Source organism: Bradyrhizobium sp. 157, from assembly GCF_023073815.1.
Classification (GTDB): domain Bacteria; phylum Pseudomonadota; class Alphaproteobacteria; order Rhizobiales; family Xanthobacteraceae; genus Bradyrhizobium.
Map to the genome: position 1 here is coordinate 23,449 of NZ_JADPKF010000023.1, position 16,607 is coordinate 40,055.

Sequence of the window (16,607 nt, forward strand, 5' to 3'; positions counted from 1 at the left end):
GGACAAGCCCGGGCATGACGAGTTTGTAGACACACCGAACCACTACAATGACCGCATATCTATACCCTGGGCCCGCAGGGGTCCTGATTAATGGGACTCCGTATATCTACTGAGTACAAAATTAACGGGTAGAAAGCGGCTGACATATACGATTCCGCGCAATGGGACAGACGACCTCCGTCGTCGCGTGGAGATCAAGCATGTTTGCAATGGTACGTCGGGCCAAGCTGACGGTTGGCCGAAAGATCTATGCCCTCATCTGCCTCAGCTTCGTCGGGCTCGTGGGCGTGACCTATCTTGAGTCGCGCGAGCTGGCTTCGAGCCTCAATCAGCAGAAGCAGATCGAATTGCGGCACCTCGGCGAACTCGCGCTCGGTATCGTCAAGGAAGAGCATGCCGCGGCGCAGAAGGGCGGTGTTTCGGACGCTGACGCGCAGAAGCGGGCGATGGCGCGCGTCGCGGCGCTTCGCTACGGCAATAACGACTATTACTGGATCAACGACATGCATCCGAAAATGGTGATGCATCCGATCAGGTCAGAGATGAACGGCAACGATCTGTCGGCCTACAAGGATCCGAACGGCAAGCTGTTGTTCGTCGACTTCGTGAACACCGTCAAAAAGGACGGCTCGGGCTTCGTTCCCTACGAATGGCCCAAGCCCGGCTTCGACAAGCCCCAACCGAAATTGTCCTACGTGGTCGGCTTCGCGCCGTGGAACTGGGTCATCGGCACCGGCGTCTACATCGACGACCTCAACGCGCAGGCCTGGGTGTCAACCCAGCGCTCGCTGATCGTCTCCGGCGTGATCCTGCTGTTCATGCTTGCGGTGTCGATCTTCGTGGCGCGGAGCATCACCGCGCCCTTGCAGCGCATGACCGTCGCCATGAACGATCTTGCCAGCGGCAACCTTGCCGTTGAAGTGCCGGGGATAGGGCGCGGCGACGAGGTTGGCGAGATGGCCAAAGCCGTTGAAGTGTTCAAGAGCAACGCCGTCGCCCGCCAGTCGCTGGAATCAGAGCAACGCGCGGCGGACACCCGCGCCGTGGCAAGCCGCAGGGCGGACATGACCAAGATGGCCGACGATTTCGAAGCCGCGGTCGGTCAGATTGTAGAGGCCGTGTCGGCGGCGTCGAGCCAGCTCGAGGTCTCGGCCGGCACGCTCACCGCAACCGCGGAGCGCGCGCAGGAACTCACGACCACGGTTGCGGCAGCCTCTGAAGAAGCTTCCACCAATGTGCAGTCGGTGGCATCGGCCACCGAAGAGATGGCCTCGTCCGTTACCGAGATCAGCCGCCAGGTGCAGGAATCGGCGCGGATGGCCAATGATGCCGTGGATCAGGCCCGCACGACCAATGACCGCGTCAGCGAATTGTCGAAGGCGGCAACCCGCATCGGCGACGTCGTCGAACTGATCAACACCATCGCCGGCCAGACCAACCTGCTTGCGCTCAACGCGACCATCGAGGCGGCGCGCGCCGGCGAGGCCGGCCGCGGCTTTGCGGTCGTGGCCTCCGAGGTAAAGGCGCTCGCCGAGCAGACCGCAAAGGCCACCGGCGAAATCGGCCAGCAGATCACCGGCATCCAGGCCGCCACCCAGGAATCCGTGAACGCGATCCAGGCGATCAGCGGCACCATCGAGAAGCTGTCGGAGATTTCGTCGACGATTGCGGCGGCCGTGGAAGAGCAGGGCGCCGCGACGCAGGAAATCTCCCGCAACGTGCAGCAGGCGGCGATGGGCACCCAGCAGGTGTCCTCCAACATCACCGACGTGCAGCGTGGCGCCAGCGAAACCGGATCGGCGTCTTCGCAGGTGCTTGCAGCGGCGCAATCGCTGTCAGGCGATTCGAACCGTCTCAAGCTCGAGGTTGGCCGGTTCCTCGACTCGGTGCGGGCGGCTTGATCTCGTACCTACTATTCGGTTCGAAGCCGGCTCCTCACCGGCTTCGCGATCCCTGACTCCGAATCAGAAACGCGAATGCAGTGGAGCAGTCGGTTTTTCGGCTGCAGGAGCAGCGGGAGACATCCCTAGATCGTAAAGTTGCGATTGCGGCGCGTGCCGATCAATCGCAGTGGGCGAAACTGGGACAAAATGCGGCGAACGAACTTTCGCGGTCGGGAAAAAGTGGTAAGAGGCAGAAGTATTGTGACGATCTGATGTCAGAACGTCTGATGCCGAAAGATCTGCCATGTGTTCTGCGTCAATGAAGATCAGCCAGGACTCAACCCGCTTCATCCAAAGGAAAGGCGCATCGAGGCACCCATCCGTCATGGTCAAGTTGCGCATACGATACTTCTCAATCCCGGCTAGCGTCCTTTTTCGTTGTTGTGACGATCGCCGCCGACGGCTCGGATAACCGCCGCGTGTCGTTGCTTGATGAACTGGTTGAGTCTGAGTTCGTAAAGGTTAGCCGGTCTCTGGACATCGATCGTTTCCGGAACATCGAAGGACTGGGCGATGCCAAGAGCATTCCGATCGACGCCAAGCACTTCGCCGCCGGTTTCGCCTCGTTGAAATTGAAGTCCTGTTCGGTCCATCTGCAGCGGACGTTCCCTCGAATTCTGCAGATGCAGTATTCCACGACCGGCGCGATCGTCGGCTTCACGATGGACGATGCGGCTTCGCTGATCATCGACGGCGTTGAAGCCCGTGCGCTGACCCTGCTCCTGGTCAAGGGTACCGCGACGTGTGAGATCGTCGAACAGCAGGCCAATCTGGTCGCGCTTGTGAATTTTGCTTCGATCGACGATCGCGGTTGGCCAGGCGATGCCGACAGTGCTCAATTGATCGCGACGCTGCCGGATAGATGCGAGACACTCCGGGTGACGGTACGCGATGCGCTGACGCTCGCTTCGCATTCGCCCGATAGCTTCGCGCAGCCGAACGTGATCGAGCACATCGAAGAATCGATCCTGCAGGCGGTCGATCTGGCGTTGGCTGCGGCATCGCCCACACCCGAAGCCAAGCGCCTGAGCCTGAGCCACTATCTGGCGCTGGTCCGCAAGCTCGACGAGTTCGTTGCCGACAACGCCGGCAAGACGCTGTACAGCGCCGACGTGGCGCGGCAACTCGGGGTCTCGGTGCGAACGCTGCATAATGCCGTGGTTGCCATTCGCGGCATGAGCATGCATCGCTACATGCGGCTGCGGCGGCTGTGGAATGTACGACAACAACTGGTGAGCGGCGCGTCGGTGCAGTCGGTGAAGGCGGTCGCGCTCGTGAACGGCTTCTGGCACATGGGCGAGTTCACCGCGTTGTACCGCGAGCTGTTCGGCGAAACACCGCAGCAGACGCTGTCGGCAGCGCGTAAGCGGACAGACGATCCGGCGTGATGGCGGTCAAGCGCGCCGCGCTTCCGTAATACTACCAATTCCCGGACCGTGCCGCCTTAGACGCTGATTAACCATCGTATGAAAGGTTGGCGGTCATGGGTGCCGCTCTGTGGCTATGCCGCCGCAGGAGCCTTTCGTTCGCAACGAATCGGCTCGTCCCAAATTGGCCCGGCACTTCTTCACCGTGATCCCGCCGTGCGGGAAATAAACGGCAGCGCTGTGGTTTCCCCGGGTCGTTTTCATTTGAAGGACGCAAGGCCATGTCCCGTTTCATCCTGAACCTGTCGATCGGCGCCAAGCTCGGCATCGCCTCGGGCCTTGGCGTTCTGCTTGTTGGTACGATGGTGATCATCCAGATGCGCGCCAACACTGCCAACCGCGATGCGGATGCTCGCAAATCCGTGCAGCAAACGATCGCCCGCGATGCGGTGGATGCGAAGGCTTCGATTCGCGGCATGCAGATCGGCGTGCGGGATCTCCGCCTCGTCAACAATCCGGCGGACATGCAAAAGGCCACCGACTATCTCGCCGCCCGGTTCAAATCCGTCAATCGTTTTGCCGACGATATGCTCAACGTCTCATCGGCCGAAAATCGTGCCCGGATTGAAAAACTCAAGTCGAGGTCGGCTGACTATGCCAAAGGCGCTCAGCAGATTGCGGCGGTTCGCGCTGAAGCGATTGCCGCCGCAGGTAGCGGGACTGATGCCGCAGCGAAAATTGCAAAGCTCAACGAGGAAGCGGTTCGCATCGCGCGTGAGACGACGCTGCCGATCGCAGCCGAACTCGAACAGCTCGCCAACCAGATCGCCGACCTGGCCAAGCGCGGCGTTGAAGAGGTCGCAGCCGAAGCAGCCCGGGAAATGGCTGCGGCCGAACGGGAATCCATGGCAATCGGTATCGGCACGATCCTGTTGCTGATCGGAACCAGCATATTCTCCCTCTTCACGATCGCCCGTCCGATGCGCGCGCTGAGCGTGTCGATGGACGAGCTCGCCGGCGGCAATTTCGCGGTGGTACTGCCGGGACTTGGCCGCAAGGATGAGCTCGGCGCGGTCGCCGGCGCAGTGGAAAAATTCAAGGTCGTCTCCGAGCAGAAAGCCCGCGACGAGGCGGAGGCCAAGATCAGGCAGGACCAGATCGCCGCCCAGCAGCGCGAGGCCGAAATGGTCCGGCTTGCCGATTCCTTCGAGGCAGCCGTCGGCGAGATCGTCGAAACTGTATCGTCGGCTTCCACCGAGCTGGAAGCTTCGGCCAAAACACTGACCGCGACGGCCGAGCGCGCACAGCAGGTGACGACCACGGTGGCCGCAGCTTCCGAGGAGGCGACCACCAACGTGCAGTCGGTTGCATCGGCGACCGAGGAACTGTCGTCTTCGGTCAACGAGATCAGCCGCCAGGTGCAGGAATCGGCGCGAATGGCGGGTGAAGCCGTCGACCAGGCGCGCACCACCAATGACAGGGTCAGCGAATTGTCGAAGGCGGCAGCGCGCATCGGCGACGTCGTCGAACTCATCAACACCATTGCAGGCCAAACCAACCTGCTGGCGCTCAACGCCACCATCGAGGCGGCGCGCGCCGGTGAGGCCGGCCGCGGCTTTGCGGTGGTGGCGTCGGAAGTGAAGGCGCTCGCCGAACAAACCGCCAAGGCCACCGGTGAGATCAGTCAGCAGATATCAGGCATCCAGGGCGCGACTCACGAATCCGTCGGCGCCATCAAGGAAATCAGTGGCACCATCGAACGGCTGGCCGAGATCGCCTCGACCATCGCCGCGGCGGTGGAAGAGCAGGGCGCGGCGACCCAGGAAATCTCCCGCAACGTGCAGCAGGCGGCCGATGGCACCCAGCAGGTTTCAGCCAACATCATCGACGTGCAACGCGGGGCCGGCGAGACCGGCTCGGCTTCCGCGCAGGTGCTTTCGGCGGCACAGTCGCTCTCCGCCGACTCGAACCGCCTCAAGCTCGAGGTCGGCAAGTTCCTGGATACGGTGCGAGCGGCGTGAGGTGGCTGTCACGTTTTTCGCGCCCCGGACGCAGCGCAGCACGCACGTGATGCGCTGCAGAGCCGGGGCCGATCTCACCACCAGAGCGCACGACGTTCTCAATGGGTCCCGGCCCTGCGGAGCAGCGCTGTCGCGCTGCACCGCGTCCGGGACACGAGAGCTATCCTACCCGCCACTCCAGCACGCCATCACCCGCCGCAACGATATCGCCCACCGACCCCACCGGCGTCCGATTCATATCCAACAAATGCTTGAGCGTCGCCGCGTCATTGGCCGGCACACGCGCCAGCGCCCGCGCATCCTGCTCGGTGCGCAGCATCACGACGCCGTGCTCGACCTCGCCCTTGCCCTTGTAGATCACGGTAAAGCTCTCGACTTTGCCCTTGCCTGAGGCCTCCGTGACGAAGTCCGGCACTGTGCGGCGGTTGCGGTCGGCCTCGGCCTGCACGCTGGTGTCCTGCTTGAGCGCCTCTTTCGGCGCTTCGCGCGACAGCACCAGCCCGTGATGCTTGGTGACAAAGCCGCCCTGGCCGTAGAGCAGGCCGAGCTTGCCGTCTTGACGGAGCTTGCGCACCATCGCAATCGCCGCGTGCGTCATATAGGTATTGAGCGGCGCGCCGAAGAAGGTGAGGCCGCCGGTCACCGTCGGCTGCACGTCGGGGCCCAAGCCCAGCGTCCGCCGCGCCATCTTCGGCACACAGGGAAAGCAGCTATAGAGCTCGATGGCGTCGAATTTCCTGCCGTCGCCCTCGACCAGGTTCATCACCGCGTTCAGTACGGCGTTCTGCGGATGGCTTTCATAGAACTGGTCGCGGACCAGATAATCGCGCGGTTCTTCCGCCGACGCACCGCCGACCGGATAGATCAGGCGATCCGCGGGGACACCGGCCGCGCGCGCTTTCGCCAGCGACGTCAGCAGCACCGCCCCACCCATGTTCACGGTCGGATTGGCCACCATCAGTTTTGTATAGGGCCACGCGATCAGCCGGTTCTCCGGCGTCGGCGTGATGATCTCGTCAGGTGTGAATCGTTTCTTCAACCAGGAGTTCGGATTCTCCGACGCGACCTTCGAATAGGTCGACCACAGCGCGCCGGATTCGGCGAGCGCCTCGCGCGGCGTCTGGCCCCAATGCGCCGAGGTTGCAGATTCGTAAAGCGGATAAACCGTGATGGGGCGGAACACCCCGAGCTTCACCGCCATCGGCTTCTGAAACGCAGCACCGCGCTTCGGTTCCTCGACGTCATGAGCAAATGGCGTCCATGGCAGCGCGATGCCGCCGCGCTCGGCCTTGGTCGCGGTCGATTGCGCTTCCGCGCCGCAGACCGCCGCCACGCTGCACTCGCCGCGCGCGATGCGTTGTGCGGCTTCGTGAATGTAGCGGATCGGGCTCTCGCCGCCGACCGAGCCGTAATAGCAATGCGCCGGCGCAGCACCAAGCTTTGCTGCGAGCTGCTTCTCGGGATCGCGGTAGCGCCAGCTCAGGAAATTGACCACGTCGAGCGAGCCGAGTTCGCCGAGCAGTTTTGCGCCGCTATCGGCTTCCGCGCGTAGCACCGCCTGTTCGAGCAGCGCTAGCGGTTCGAGACCATCGGCGATGTCCTTTGGCCGGTCGACGATTTCGCCGACGCCGACGATGACGGGAACGCGGTCTTCGGGAAGGGGGGTGTTGGACGACATTTTTTCTTTTTCTCTTTCAGATTATTCTGACCTCATCCTGAGGAGCCGCGAAGCGGCGTCTCGAAGGATGGGCCACGGGCCTCATGGTTCGAGACGGCGCTTCGCGCCTCCTCACCATGAGGGACTAACTCTCACTCCTCCATCAGCATGTTCATGTGCTCCACCGCGTCGGCAAAATCCTCCTTGAATTCCTGCACGACAGCGCCGGCCGACTTCACGCTGTCGATCAGGCCGACGCCCTGGCCGACGAAGTAGGTCACGAGATCGCGCGCCTGCACATTGCCGGCAGCGGCGGCGCGGTCGATCGAGTTGAAGGCATCGCGGCTGATGATGCTTTGCAGCGGCATCGGCAATGCGCCGGGGCTGTCGGGACTGCGGTCCCACGCGTCGGTCCACACCGAGCGCAGTTGCCGCGCCGGCTTGCCGGTGCGCCCCTTCGAGCGCACCGCGTCGCGCGAAGATGCCGCGATCATCTTCTCGCGAAAGATTTCGGTGGTTTCCGATTCCACCGTCGCCAGCCACACCGATCCGGTCCAGGCGCCGGCGGCGCCCATCGCCATGCAGGCCGCCATCTGCCGTCCGGTCATGATGCCGCCCGCGGCCAGCACCGGCACGTCGCGGATCGGCTTGATCGCCTTGATCACCTCGGGCACCAGCACCATGGTCGAGACTTCTCCGCAATGGCCGCCGGCCTCGGTGCCTTGCGCCACGAGAATATCGACGCCCGCTGCAACCTGCCGCAGCGCGTGCTCTTTCGAACCAATGAGCGCCGCCACCGGCACGCCATGCTGGCGGCCCATGTCGATCATCTGTTTCGGCGGCACGCCGAGCGCGTTGGCAATCAGCTTGATTGGATGACGGAACGAGACCTCGAGAACGTCAAGCGCGCGCTGCGCGTCAAACGGTTGCGGCTGGTTGTCGGCGACATTGGTCGTTGTCAGCTCGACGCCGTATTTCTTCAGGAGGTTGCGGGTGAAGTCGCGATGCTGCGGCGAGATCCGCGCCTCCAGGCTCTTCCAGGTGACGTTCTTTTCGCCCGCGGTCGAAATGTTTTCGGGGATCAGCACGTCGAGCCCGTAGGGCTTGCCATCGGCGTGATCGTCGATCCATTTCAGTTCCTGCTCGATGGTTTCAGGCGAATGCGCAGTCGCGCCCAATACGCCAAACCCGCCGGCGCGGCTTACGGCGGCGACCACGTCGCGGCAATGGCTGAAGGCGAGCAGCGGAAATTCGATTCCCAGCATGTCGCAGATCGGCGATCTCATGTTGCTCCTCCCGGCGGCAGCATTTCCGGTTGCTGCTCGGCTTTCCGCGCGACGCTAGCCCATGGGAGGCTTGCATGCCAAGCGGCCTTGCCCCCCGCTATCAGGCTCGAACATTCCACCGCGCAAAATATGCAATGCCATGCTGCCGATTTGCGTCTTGCGCTTTCGCGCTGCGGAGAGAATGCTGGCAACCAAATCAAGAGATAAGCTTTAAAGGGAGCCCGCCTTTATGTCCGCTACGTCTTCCGTTACCGCTAAATCGCCCGAGACCTACGACGTCGTCGTGGTCGGCGCGGGCTTTGCCGGCATGTATATGCTGCACCGCTTGCGCGGACAGGGGATGACGGCGCGGGTCTACGAGCAGGGCTCGGGCGTCGGCGGCACCTGGTACTGGAACCGCTATCCCGGCGCGCGCTGCGACGTCGAGAGCATGCAGTATTCCTATTCGTTCTCGGAAGAACTGCAGCAGGAATGGGACTGGAGCGAACGATACGCGCCGCAACCGGAGATCCTGAAATACGCCAACCACGTCGCCGACCGCTTCGATCTGCGAAGGGACATCCAGTTCGACACCCGCGTCGATGGTGCCGAGTTCAACGAGGTGACCTCCCTCTGGTCGGTAACGACTTCGGACGGCAAAACGGTGTCAGCAAAATTCGTCGTGCTCGCCACCGGCTGCCTATCGAATGCGCGGATGCCTGATATCAAGGGGCTCGATCGGTTCAAGGGCAAGGTCTACCACACCGGCCACTGGCCGCATGAAGAAGTCGATTTCACCGGCCAGCGCGTCGGCGTCATCGGCACCGGATCGTCGGGGATACAGTCGGTGCCGGTCATCGCCGAACAGGCCAGCCATCTGACGGTGTTTCAGCGCACCGCGAATTTCTCGATCCCCGCGCGCAATGCGCCGCTGACGGAAGAAGAGCGGCAGAAATTCCGCGCCAACTATCCCGAGATCCGGCGCTTTGCCCGCGAGGTGGCGAAGAACGGCATCTACACCGAGATGCCCGACCGCGGCGCGCTCGACGATGGCGACAACGAGCGTCGCGCCAAATACGAGGCGCGCTGGAATCGCGGCGGGCTTACCTTCATGTCGGCCTACAACAATCTCGCGCTCGACAAGGCCGCCAACGACACCGCTGCTAATTTCGTCCGCGAGAAGATCGCCGAGATCGTCAAGGACCCGGAAGCGGCAAAACTATTGCAGCCGAACAACCATCCGATCGGCTCCAAACGCATCTGCATCGACACCGATTATTTCGCGACCTTCAATCGTCCCTACGTGACGCTGGTCGATATCAAGTCGAAGCCGATTGAAGAGATCACCGAAAACGCTGTGCGCGTGGCCGGCAAAAACTACGAGATCGACGCTCTGGTATTGGCGACCGGCTTTGACGCGATGACGGGATCGGTGGCGAAGATCGATATCAAAGGCCGCGACCGCCAGACGCTGAACCAGAAATGGGCGGCAGGTCCGCGCACCTATCTCGGTCTGATGAGCGCGGGCTTTCCCAACCTCTTTCTCGTCACCGGCCCCGGCAGCCCGTCGGTGCTGTCGAACATGATCGTCTCGATCGAGCAGCATGTCGACTGGATCACCGACTGTCTCGCTTACATGCGCGATCGCGGGCTCGACACGATGGAGGCCGCCACCGAGGCCGAGGACAAATGGGTCGCCCATGTCAACGAGGTCGCCTCCACCACGCTCTATCCGCAGGCCAATTCCTGGTACATGGGCGCCAACGTCCCCGGTAAGCCGCGGATCTTCATGCCCTATATCGGCGGCGTCGGGCCGTACCGGCAGATCTGTAACGACGTCGCTGCGAAAGGGTATCAGGGATTCGTGATGGAGCGGGCGACGCAGCCGCGTAAGCTGGCGGCATCATCCTGAGCCGCGCGCCCCAAATTCCAAACGCCGTCATGCCCGGGCTTGTCCCGGGCATCCACGCTCTTAGCTAGCAAGTCGTGGATGGCCGGGTCAAGCCCGGCCATGACGAAAGTGAAAGTCTCTGGAGCCCACATAAATGACCGATGCCCCCACCACTGATCCCGCCGAATACGTCCCGCCAAAAGTCTGGACCTGGAACAAGGCAAGCGGCGGCCGGTTCGCTGCCATCAATCGTCCGATCGCAGGCCCTACGCATGAGGCGGAGCTGCCGGTCGGCCGCCATCCGTTCCAGCTCTACTCGCTGGCTACTCCCAACGGCGTCAAGGTCACCGTGATGTTCGAGGAGTTGCTTGCGGCTGGCCACAGCGGTGCGGAGTACGACGCCTGGCTGATCAAGATCGACGGCGACCAGTTCGGCAGCGGCTTTGTCGCTGTTAATCCGAACTCGAAGATCCCCGCGCTGATGGACCGCAGCGGGCCGACGCCAATCCGGGTGTTTGAGTCTGGCGCGATCCTGATGCATCTCGCCGAAAAGTTCGGCGCCTTCCTGCCGGCGAGTGGGCCGGCGCGGGCCGAATGCCTGTCGTGGCTGTTCTGGCAGATGGGCAGCGCGCCGTTTCTCGGCGGCGGCTTTGGCCATTTTTACGCTTATGCGCCGACCAAGATCGAATACGCCATCGACCGCTACGCCATGGAGGTGAAGCGCCAGCTCGACGTGCTCAACCGGCGTTTGGCCGATAACGAATATCTCGCAGGGAGCGAATACACCATCGCCGACATGGCGACCTGGCCATGGTACGGCGCGCTAGCCAAGGGGCTGGTCTACGGCGCCGGCGAATTCCTCTCGGTGCACGAATACAAAAACGTGCAGCGCTGGACCGACGCGATCGCCAAGCGCCCGGCGGTGAAACGCGGGCGCATGGTCAACCGCATCTCCGGCGATCCGGCAAGCCAGTTGCACGAGCGGCACGATGCGAGCGATTTCGATACCAAGACGCAGGACAAGATCGGCGAGCCCGCGAAGGGGTGAGGCGAGGGCGGGGGCCTCTCCGCGATCGAATGCGCGGAGATACCCCCACCCCAACCCTCCCCCGCAAGCGGGAGAGGGGGCGCACCGGCGCTTGTTGAACCGACCGATCAAGCAACGGGCCATCGTGGTTGGCCGCATCCGGCTTGTCGACTAAGCTCTCACCAAGCGGCGCGCTCGTCTCCCTCTCCCGCTTGCGGGAGGGCCGGGGTGGGGGCGCCCCACGGGGACTCTACATAGCAGCCCAAAAAGTCCGTCGCCGCATAGCGCAGCAACATTGGGCAGGAGGAAACCGCCATGAGCTTCTTCGAAAAAGGCCCAGTCCGGATCCACTACGAGGAAGCCGGCTCCGGCTTCCCGCTGCTCCTGATCGCCGGCGTCGGATTAAATTCGAATATCTCCGGCATCACCGGCGACTATCCGCCCTTCAATGCCATCAAGGAGTTCGGCAACGAATACCGCTGCATCGCCTATGACCTGCGCAACGCGCCGCCCGGCCAATCCACCGGCCCGCTCGAGATCGAGCGCCCCTGGGATTCCCACACCGACGATCAGCTTGCGCTGATGGATCACCTCGGTTTTGAAAAATTCATGGTGCTGGGTTTTTGCATCGGTGGCCCCTTGATCTGGAATCTGATCAAGCGCGCGCCGGATCGCGTCGTCGCCGCCGTACTGGCGATGCCGTCAGGCTCGCGTCCCGAAATGCGCGACCTGTTTTACAATAACAACATGACCGGCTGGGCGCCGGAACTGACAAAACGGCGGCCCGACATCACGATGGAGCAGGCGGAAAAATTCCTGACCCGGATGTATCGCACCGATCCCGATTTCGTCTTCACCGTGACGCGCGATTTTGTCCGCCAATGCCAGACGCCGGTGCTGATCCTGCCCGACGATATCCCGGCCCATCCTTACGCGGTCGCCATGGAGAGCGCGTTGCTGGCGCCGAATGCGGAAGTCAGCCTGTTTCCGTGGAAGGAGCCGAAAGAGCGGGTGCCGCTCGCGGTGCGGCAAATCCGGTCATTCCTGCGTGCGCATAGGCCGGTGTCATAGTCCGTAGGATGGGTGGAGCGAAGCGATACCCATCGGCATCGCGAACGGTATTTGATGGGTATCGCTTCGCTCCACCCATCCTACTTCTAGACCGCTGTCTTCGCCCCTTCCGCCGGCGGAAACACCACGCGATCGTCCGTCCGGCAATAACGGTCCGCAAACATGCGGCCGATCGGGTGATAGCGCTCCATGTGCACGCGCATCGCGGCGTGGTCCCATAATTCGTCACGGATGTGGAAGTGGATACCTTCGCCCATCACCAGGAGGCGATCGCCGTTGACGTCGATCTCCTTCCACGTCTTGCATTCCATTGCAAACGGCGCATCCGCCAGCCGCGGTACGGCGATTTTGGTTGAGGGCGCCAGTTTGAGATCGAGATAGTCCGGCTCGCCGATCTCGGGCGGGAAATCGCCGCTGCTCTCGTGCATCGCCCTAGCGAGCGGCTCGTCGGTCAAGTTGACCACGAACTCGTTAGTCCGCCGGATGTTGATCACGGTATCCTTGACGCGGCCGTCGGGCCGCAGATTGGCGGCAAACATGCAGAGCGGCGGATCCTCGCAGAACACGTTGAAGAAGCTGAACGGCGCCGCGTTGACCACGCCCGTGGGACCGATCGTCGTCACCCAGGCGATCGGCCGCGGCAGCACAAAGGAGGTGAGCACCTTGTAGCGCTCGCGAGGCTTTAGGTCGCTGGGGTCGTATTGCATGGGGACGTTCCGTGTTGGCTGACCTAGAAAAGGCGGGCAACTATGCGCAAGCGAGTATGCGGAGGCACCCCCACCCTAACCCTCCCCCGCAAGCGGGAGAGGGGACGTTCGGCGTTTGTTGGAGCACTCGAATTCAACAATGCTCACGGCGCAGACCACATCGTTGATTCCACTTCTCGCCATGCAACGCGCTCCGCTCCCTCTCCCGCTTGCGGGGGAGGGCTGGGGTGGGGGTCCACACGGGGATTTTCCGAAATTGGCTCAACTCAAGTTACGGCATGCTCAGTTCATGCCTTCCGACCACCATCCAGTGCACCTCGTCCGGACCGTCGGCGAAGCGGAGGTGGCGGACGTCCTGGTACATCTCGCCGAGCGGGCTCCACTGCGAAATGCCGGTCGCGCCATGCATCTGGATCGCTTGGTCGATAATCTTGCAGGTCCGCTCCGGCACCATGGCCTTGACCATGCTGACCCAGATCCGCGCCTCCTTGTTGCCGAGCACGTCCATCGCTTTCGCGGCTTTCAACACCATCAGCCGCATCGACTCGATCTCGCAGCGCGCCTGCGCGATGATCTGCAGGTTTCCGCCAAGATGGGCGATCTTCTTGCCGAAGGCTTCGCGGGTGAGCCCGCGCGACACCATCAGGTCGAGCGCCTTTTCTGCCTTGCCGATGGTGCGCATGCAGTGATGAATGCGGCCCGGTCCTAAGCGAACTTGCGAGATTTCAAAGCCGCGGCCTTCGCCGAGCAAAATATTCTCCTTCGGCACCCGGCAATTGTTGAAGCGCAGATGCATGTGGCCGCGCGGCGCGTGGTCGTGGCCGAACACGTGCATCGGGCCCAAAATCTCGACACCGGGGGTGTCGATCGGCACCAGGATCTGCGACTGCTGCTTGCTCGGCGGCGCATCGGGATTGGTCTTCACCATCACGATCATGATTTTGCAGCGCGGATCGCCGGCGCCGGAGATGTAATATTTTTCGCCGTTGATCACCCATTCGTCGCCGACGAGTTTGGCCGTCGTCGAAATGTTCTTGGCATCGGAGGAGGCAACGTTGGGCTCGGTCATCGCGTAGGCCGAGCGGATTTCGCCCGCCAGCAGCGGCTTCAGCCACTTCTCCTTTTGCTCCTTGGTGCCGACGCGCTCCAGCACCTCCATGTTGCCGGTATCGGGCGCCGAGCAGTTCATGGTTTCCGACGCCAGCGGATTTTTCGCCAGTTCAACCGCGATATAGGCGTAATCGAGATTCTTCAGGCCTTCGCCGGTCTCGGCATCAGGCAAAAAGAAATTCCATAGGCCTTCTTCCTTGGCCTTGTCCTTGGCCTTCTGCAGTACCGCGAGCTGCTCCGGCGTAAAGCTCCAGCGGTCCTTCTTGCCCTCGCCGAGCCGCATGAACTCGACCGACATCGGATCGACGGTCTCACGGATGAATTTCTTGACGTGCTCGTACAGCGGACGAACCTCGTCCGACATGCGCAAATCGTTGAGTTCTTCGCCCGGGTTGAGATTGTAGGTCGTCGTTCGCGGGATGTAGGCGTGTTTCATCGATTATTCCTCCCATTGCGCAGAACGTCCGTCCTGCAGGCGCGCGTTCGCTCGTTGGCCGGCAATGTAGACGGCGAGGAGGGGCTTGTACAAGCGCGGGCGGCGGAAAGCGATTTTCCGCGCGGTGGGAAGCGGTGATCCTCATGGTGAGGAGGCGCGTTTGCGCCGTCTCGAACCATGAGGCCTCAACGCCGCCATCCTGAGGTGCCGCTTTTCGCGGCTCCTTAGGATGAGGTCTGGCAGATCTACGACGGCATCCGGTGCATCGCGCAGATCTTGTTGCCGTCGAGATCGCGCAAGTAAGCGAGGTAGAGTTTGCCGGTGCTGCCTTCGCGGATGCCCGGCGGATTTTCGCAAGTCGTTCCGCCATTGGCGATGCCGGCCGCGTGCCATGCGTCGGCCTGTTCGGGCGAGTCCGCCGCAAAGCCGATCGTGCCGCCATTGGCCGGGGTCGCGGGCTGGCCGTTGATCGGCTTGGTCACCGAGAATATTCCGGTCTTGGTGATGTAGAAAATGCGGTGGCCGTCGACCCGCGCCGGCCGCACACCAAGCGTGCCGAGCAATGCGTCATAGAACGCCTTGGCCTTGTCGAGGTCGTTGGTGCCGATCATCACATGCGAAAACATTCTTAAAATTCCTCCCAGTTTTTCCGACGAACAGACGCCTTTGCTTTGCGCTTTACCCTCTCGGGACGGAACACCCCCGCGCGCTGCTCGTTGACAGGCAATGTAGACGGCGCGGTTGGCGTTGTACAAGCAGGCGGGTGGCAACCGGCGGGAGGTCTGCGAGGCGGCCTGAACTGGCAGATTACGCTTCGGTAATCCGGTGCCGGAAATTGGTTTCCACGGCCAAACGCGGCGCCTCGACGCACCCCGACGTCTTGAAGCGCTGGCGGGGGAGTTCCTACCTCTTGGGTACAGCCGCGGGCTTCGGCCGTGGCAGTAGATCGCCGTGGGCTTCGGCCACGGTAGCAGGGAGACGACAATGAGCTATCTGAAGACTGCCATTCTGCTGGCCGGTCTCACCGGCCTCTTCATGGGCGTCGGCTATCTGATCGGCGGCGCCACCGGTGCCACGATCGCGCTCGTGATCGCCGCCGCGACCAATCTTTTCGCCTATTGGAATTCGGACCGCATGGTGCTGTCGATGTACGGCGCACAGGAGGTCGACCAGCGCACGGCGCCCGACCTCTTCAATCTCGTGGCTGAACTCGCCGGCCGCGCCGGCTTGCCGATGCCGCGCGTGTTCCTGATGGACGAGCCGCAGCCCAACGCCTTCGCCACCGGCCGCAATCCGCAGAACGCGGCGGTTGCCGTCACCACGGGTCTGGTGCAGTCGGTCAGCCGCGAAGAGCTCGCGGGCGTGATCGCGCACGAGCTCGCGCACATCAAGAACCACGATACGCTGCTGATGACGATCACCGCGACCATTGCCGGTGCGATCTCGATGCTGGCGCAGTTTGGCATGTTCTTCGGCGGCAACCGCGACCAAGGCCCGGGTATCATCGGCTCGATCGCCATGATGATCCTGGCCCCGCTTGGCGCCATGCTGGTGCAGATGGCGATCAGCCGGACGCGCGAATACGCCGCCGACGATCTCGGCGCCCGCATCTGCGGCCAGCCGCTGTGGCTCGCGTCCGCGCTGGCCAAGATCGCCAACGCCGCGCATGTCGTGCCGAATGTCGAAGCCGAGCGCAATCCGGCGACGGCGCACATGTTCATCATCAACCCGTTGTCGGGTCAGGGCATGGACAATCTGTTCACGACGCACCCCTCGACCGAGAACCGCATCGCCGCGTTGCAGCAGCTCGCGGCGCAGATGGGCGCACACGGTGGAACGCTTTCCGTCAACGCCCGCGGCAACTATCCGCGCCGCAGTCCGTGGGGCCGAACCTCGGCCTCGCGCGGCCCGTGGGGGTAACTGAGGTGAAGTCCGCAGGGTGGGCAAAGGCGCGATAGCGCCGTGCCCACCATCTATCATCGAGCAAGCTTCATGATGGTGGGCGCACCCGGTCTTCCCTGCGCCCTTGTGTCCAGAAAATTTGGCAGAATGTGCGAACGGGCGGTTGCGCACCAACCGCCCGTTGCTGGAACTGAGCCCGCTGCGCCCAAA

At 62.7% G+C, this 16,607-nt stretch carries 12 protein-coding genes; 7 read left to right on the forward strand and 5 right to left on the reverse strand.

Translation table 11 applies throughout. From position 1 onward, the window contains the following. Window positions 1-209 precede the first annotated feature (209 nt). The 3 genes from IVA95_RS05875 (at window position 210) to IVA95_RS05885 (ending at window position 5,331) form a co-directional block, all read left to right on the forward strand. A complete protein-coding gene (locus tag IVA95_RS05875; RefSeq protein WP_247509665.1) occupies window positions 210-1,901 on the forward strand; it encodes a cache domain-containing protein in 1,692 nt (563 codons plus the stop codon). 425 nt (window positions 1,902-2,326) lie between these two features. Further along, window positions 2,327-3,331 (forward strand): helix-turn-helix domain-containing protein, encoded by a 1,005-nt coding sequence (locus IVA95_RS05880; RefSeq protein WP_247509653.1) that lies wholly within the window; start codon window positions 2,327-2,329, stop codon window positions 3,329-3,331. 260 nt (window positions 3,332-3,591) lie between these two features. Further along, window positions 3,592-5,331, forward strand: a complete 1,740-nt coding sequence (locus IVA95_RS05885) for a methyl-accepting chemotaxis protein (protein ID WP_247509654.1) — start codon at window positions 3,592-3,594, stop codon at window positions 5,329-5,331. 160 nt (window positions 5,332-5,491) lie between these two features. Here IVA95_RS05885 and IVA95_RS05890 read toward each other — a convergent pair whose 3' ends face one another. Continuing rightward, window positions 5,492-7,009 carry an acetyl-CoA acetyltransferase gene (locus tag IVA95_RS05890; protein WP_247509655.1) on the reverse strand — a complete coding sequence of 506 codons (1,518 nt, stop codon included), beginning with the start codon at window positions 7,007-7,009 and terminating at the stop codon, window positions 5,492-5,494. A gap of 131 nt (window positions 7,010-7,140) precedes the next feature. Continuing rightward, a complete protein-coding gene (locus tag IVA95_RS05895) occupies window positions 7,141-8,274 on the reverse strand; it encodes a nitronate monooxygenase (protein WP_247509656.1) in 1,134 nt (377 codons plus the stop codon). A 229-nt stretch (window positions 8,275-8,503) separates the two neighbouring features. Here IVA95_RS05895 and IVA95_RS05900 point away from each other — a divergent pair, with 229 nt between their 5' ends. From IVA95_RS05900 to IVA95_RS05910, 3 genes are all read left to right on the forward strand, one after another. Further along, a complete protein-coding gene (locus tag IVA95_RS05900; RefSeq protein ID WP_247509657.1) occupies window positions 8,504-10,165 on the forward strand; it encodes an NAD(P)/FAD-dependent oxidoreductase in 1,662 nt (553 codons plus the stop codon). Between the two features lie 133 nt (window positions 10,166-10,298). Continuing rightward, window positions 10,299-11,192: a glutathione-dependent disulfide-bond oxidoreductase gene (yghU, locus tag IVA95_RS05905; RefSeq protein ID WP_247509659.1), complete on the forward strand. Its 894-nt coding sequence runs from the start codon at window positions 10,299-10,301 to the stop codon at window positions 11,190-11,192. A gap of 294 nt (window positions 11,193-11,486) precedes the next feature. Beyond that, window positions 11,487-12,242, forward strand: a complete 756-nt coding sequence (locus IVA95_RS05910) for an alpha/beta hydrolase (RefSeq protein WP_247509660.1) — start codon at window positions 11,487-11,489, stop codon at window positions 12,240-12,242. Between the two features lie 86 nt (window positions 12,243-12,328). Here IVA95_RS05910 and IVA95_RS05915 read toward each other — a convergent pair whose 3' ends face one another. The 3 genes from IVA95_RS05915 to IVA95_RS05925 form a co-directional block, all read right to left on the reverse strand. Next, the gene (locus IVA95_RS05915) at window positions 12,329-12,949 is read right to left on the reverse strand and encodes a flavin reductase family protein (protein ID WP_247509661.1); all 621 of its coding nucleotides are present in this window, start codon (window positions 12,947-12,949) and stop codon (window positions 12,329-12,331) included. A gap of 271 nt (window positions 12,950-13,220) precedes the next feature. After that, the gene (locus tag IVA95_RS05920) at window positions 13,221-14,495 is read right to left on the reverse strand and encodes an acyl-CoA dehydrogenase family protein (protein ID WP_247509662.1); all 1,275 of its coding nucleotides are present in this window, start codon (window positions 14,493-14,495) and stop codon (window positions 13,221-13,223) included. 245 nt (window positions 14,496-14,740) lie between these two features. Continuing rightward, on the reverse strand, window positions 14,741-15,121 hold the full coding sequence (locus IVA95_RS05925) for a VOC family protein (RefSeq protein WP_247509663.1): 381 nt from the start codon (window positions 15,119-15,121) through the stop codon (window positions 14,741-14,743). A 358-nt stretch (window positions 15,122-15,479) separates the two neighbouring features. Between IVA95_RS05925 and htpX the strand changes: the two genes are divergently transcribed. Further along, window positions 15,480-16,415, forward strand: a complete 936-nt coding sequence (gene htpX, locus IVA95_RS05930) for a zinc metalloprotease HtpX (RefSeq protein WP_247509664.1) — start codon at window positions 15,480-15,482, stop codon at window positions 16,413-16,415. Window positions 16,416-16,607: the final 192 nt, after the last annotated feature.

Coding starts and splice junctions, on each gene's coding strand:
- IVA95_RS05875 (WP_247509665.1), top strand. CDS start 210: ATGGTACGTCGGGCCAAGCTGACGGTTGGCCGAAAGATCTATGCCCTC.
- IVA95_RS05885 (WP_247509654.1), top strand. CDS start 3,592: ATGTCCCGTTTCATCCTGAACCTGTCGATCGGCGCCAAGCTCGGCATC.
- IVA95_RS05890 (WP_247509655.1), bottom strand. CDS start 7,009: ATGTCGTCCAACACCCCCCTTCCCGAAGACCGCGTTCCCGTCATCGTC.
- IVA95_RS05895 (WP_247509656.1), bottom strand. CDS start 8,274: ATGAGATCGCCGATCTGCGACATGCTGGGAATCGAATTTCCGCTGCTC.
- IVA95_RS05900 (WP_247509657.1), top strand. CDS start 8,504: ATGTCCGCTACGTCTTCCGTTACCGCTAAATCGCCCGAGACCTACGAC.
- yghU (WP_247509659.1), top strand. CDS start 10,299: ATGACCGATGCCCCCACCACTGATCCCGCCGAATACGTCCCGCCAAAA.
- IVA95_RS05910 (WP_247509660.1), top strand. CDS start 11,487: ATGAGCTTCTTCGAAAAAGGCCCAGTCCGGATCCACTACGAGGAAGCC.
- IVA95_RS05915 (WP_247509661.1), bottom strand. CDS start 12,949: ATGCAATACGACCCCAGCGACCTAAAGCCTCGCGAGCGCTACAAGGTG.
- IVA95_RS05920 (WP_247509662.1), bottom strand. CDS start 14,495: ATGAAACACGCCTACATCCCGCGAACGACGACCTACAATCTCAACCCG.
- IVA95_RS05925 (WP_247509663.1), bottom strand. CDS start 15,121: ATGTTTTCGCATGTGATGATCGGCACCAACGACCTCGACAAGGCCAAG.
- htpX (WP_247509664.1), top strand. CDS start 15,480: ATGAGCTATCTGAAGACTGCCATTCTGCTGGCCGGTCTCACCGGCCTC.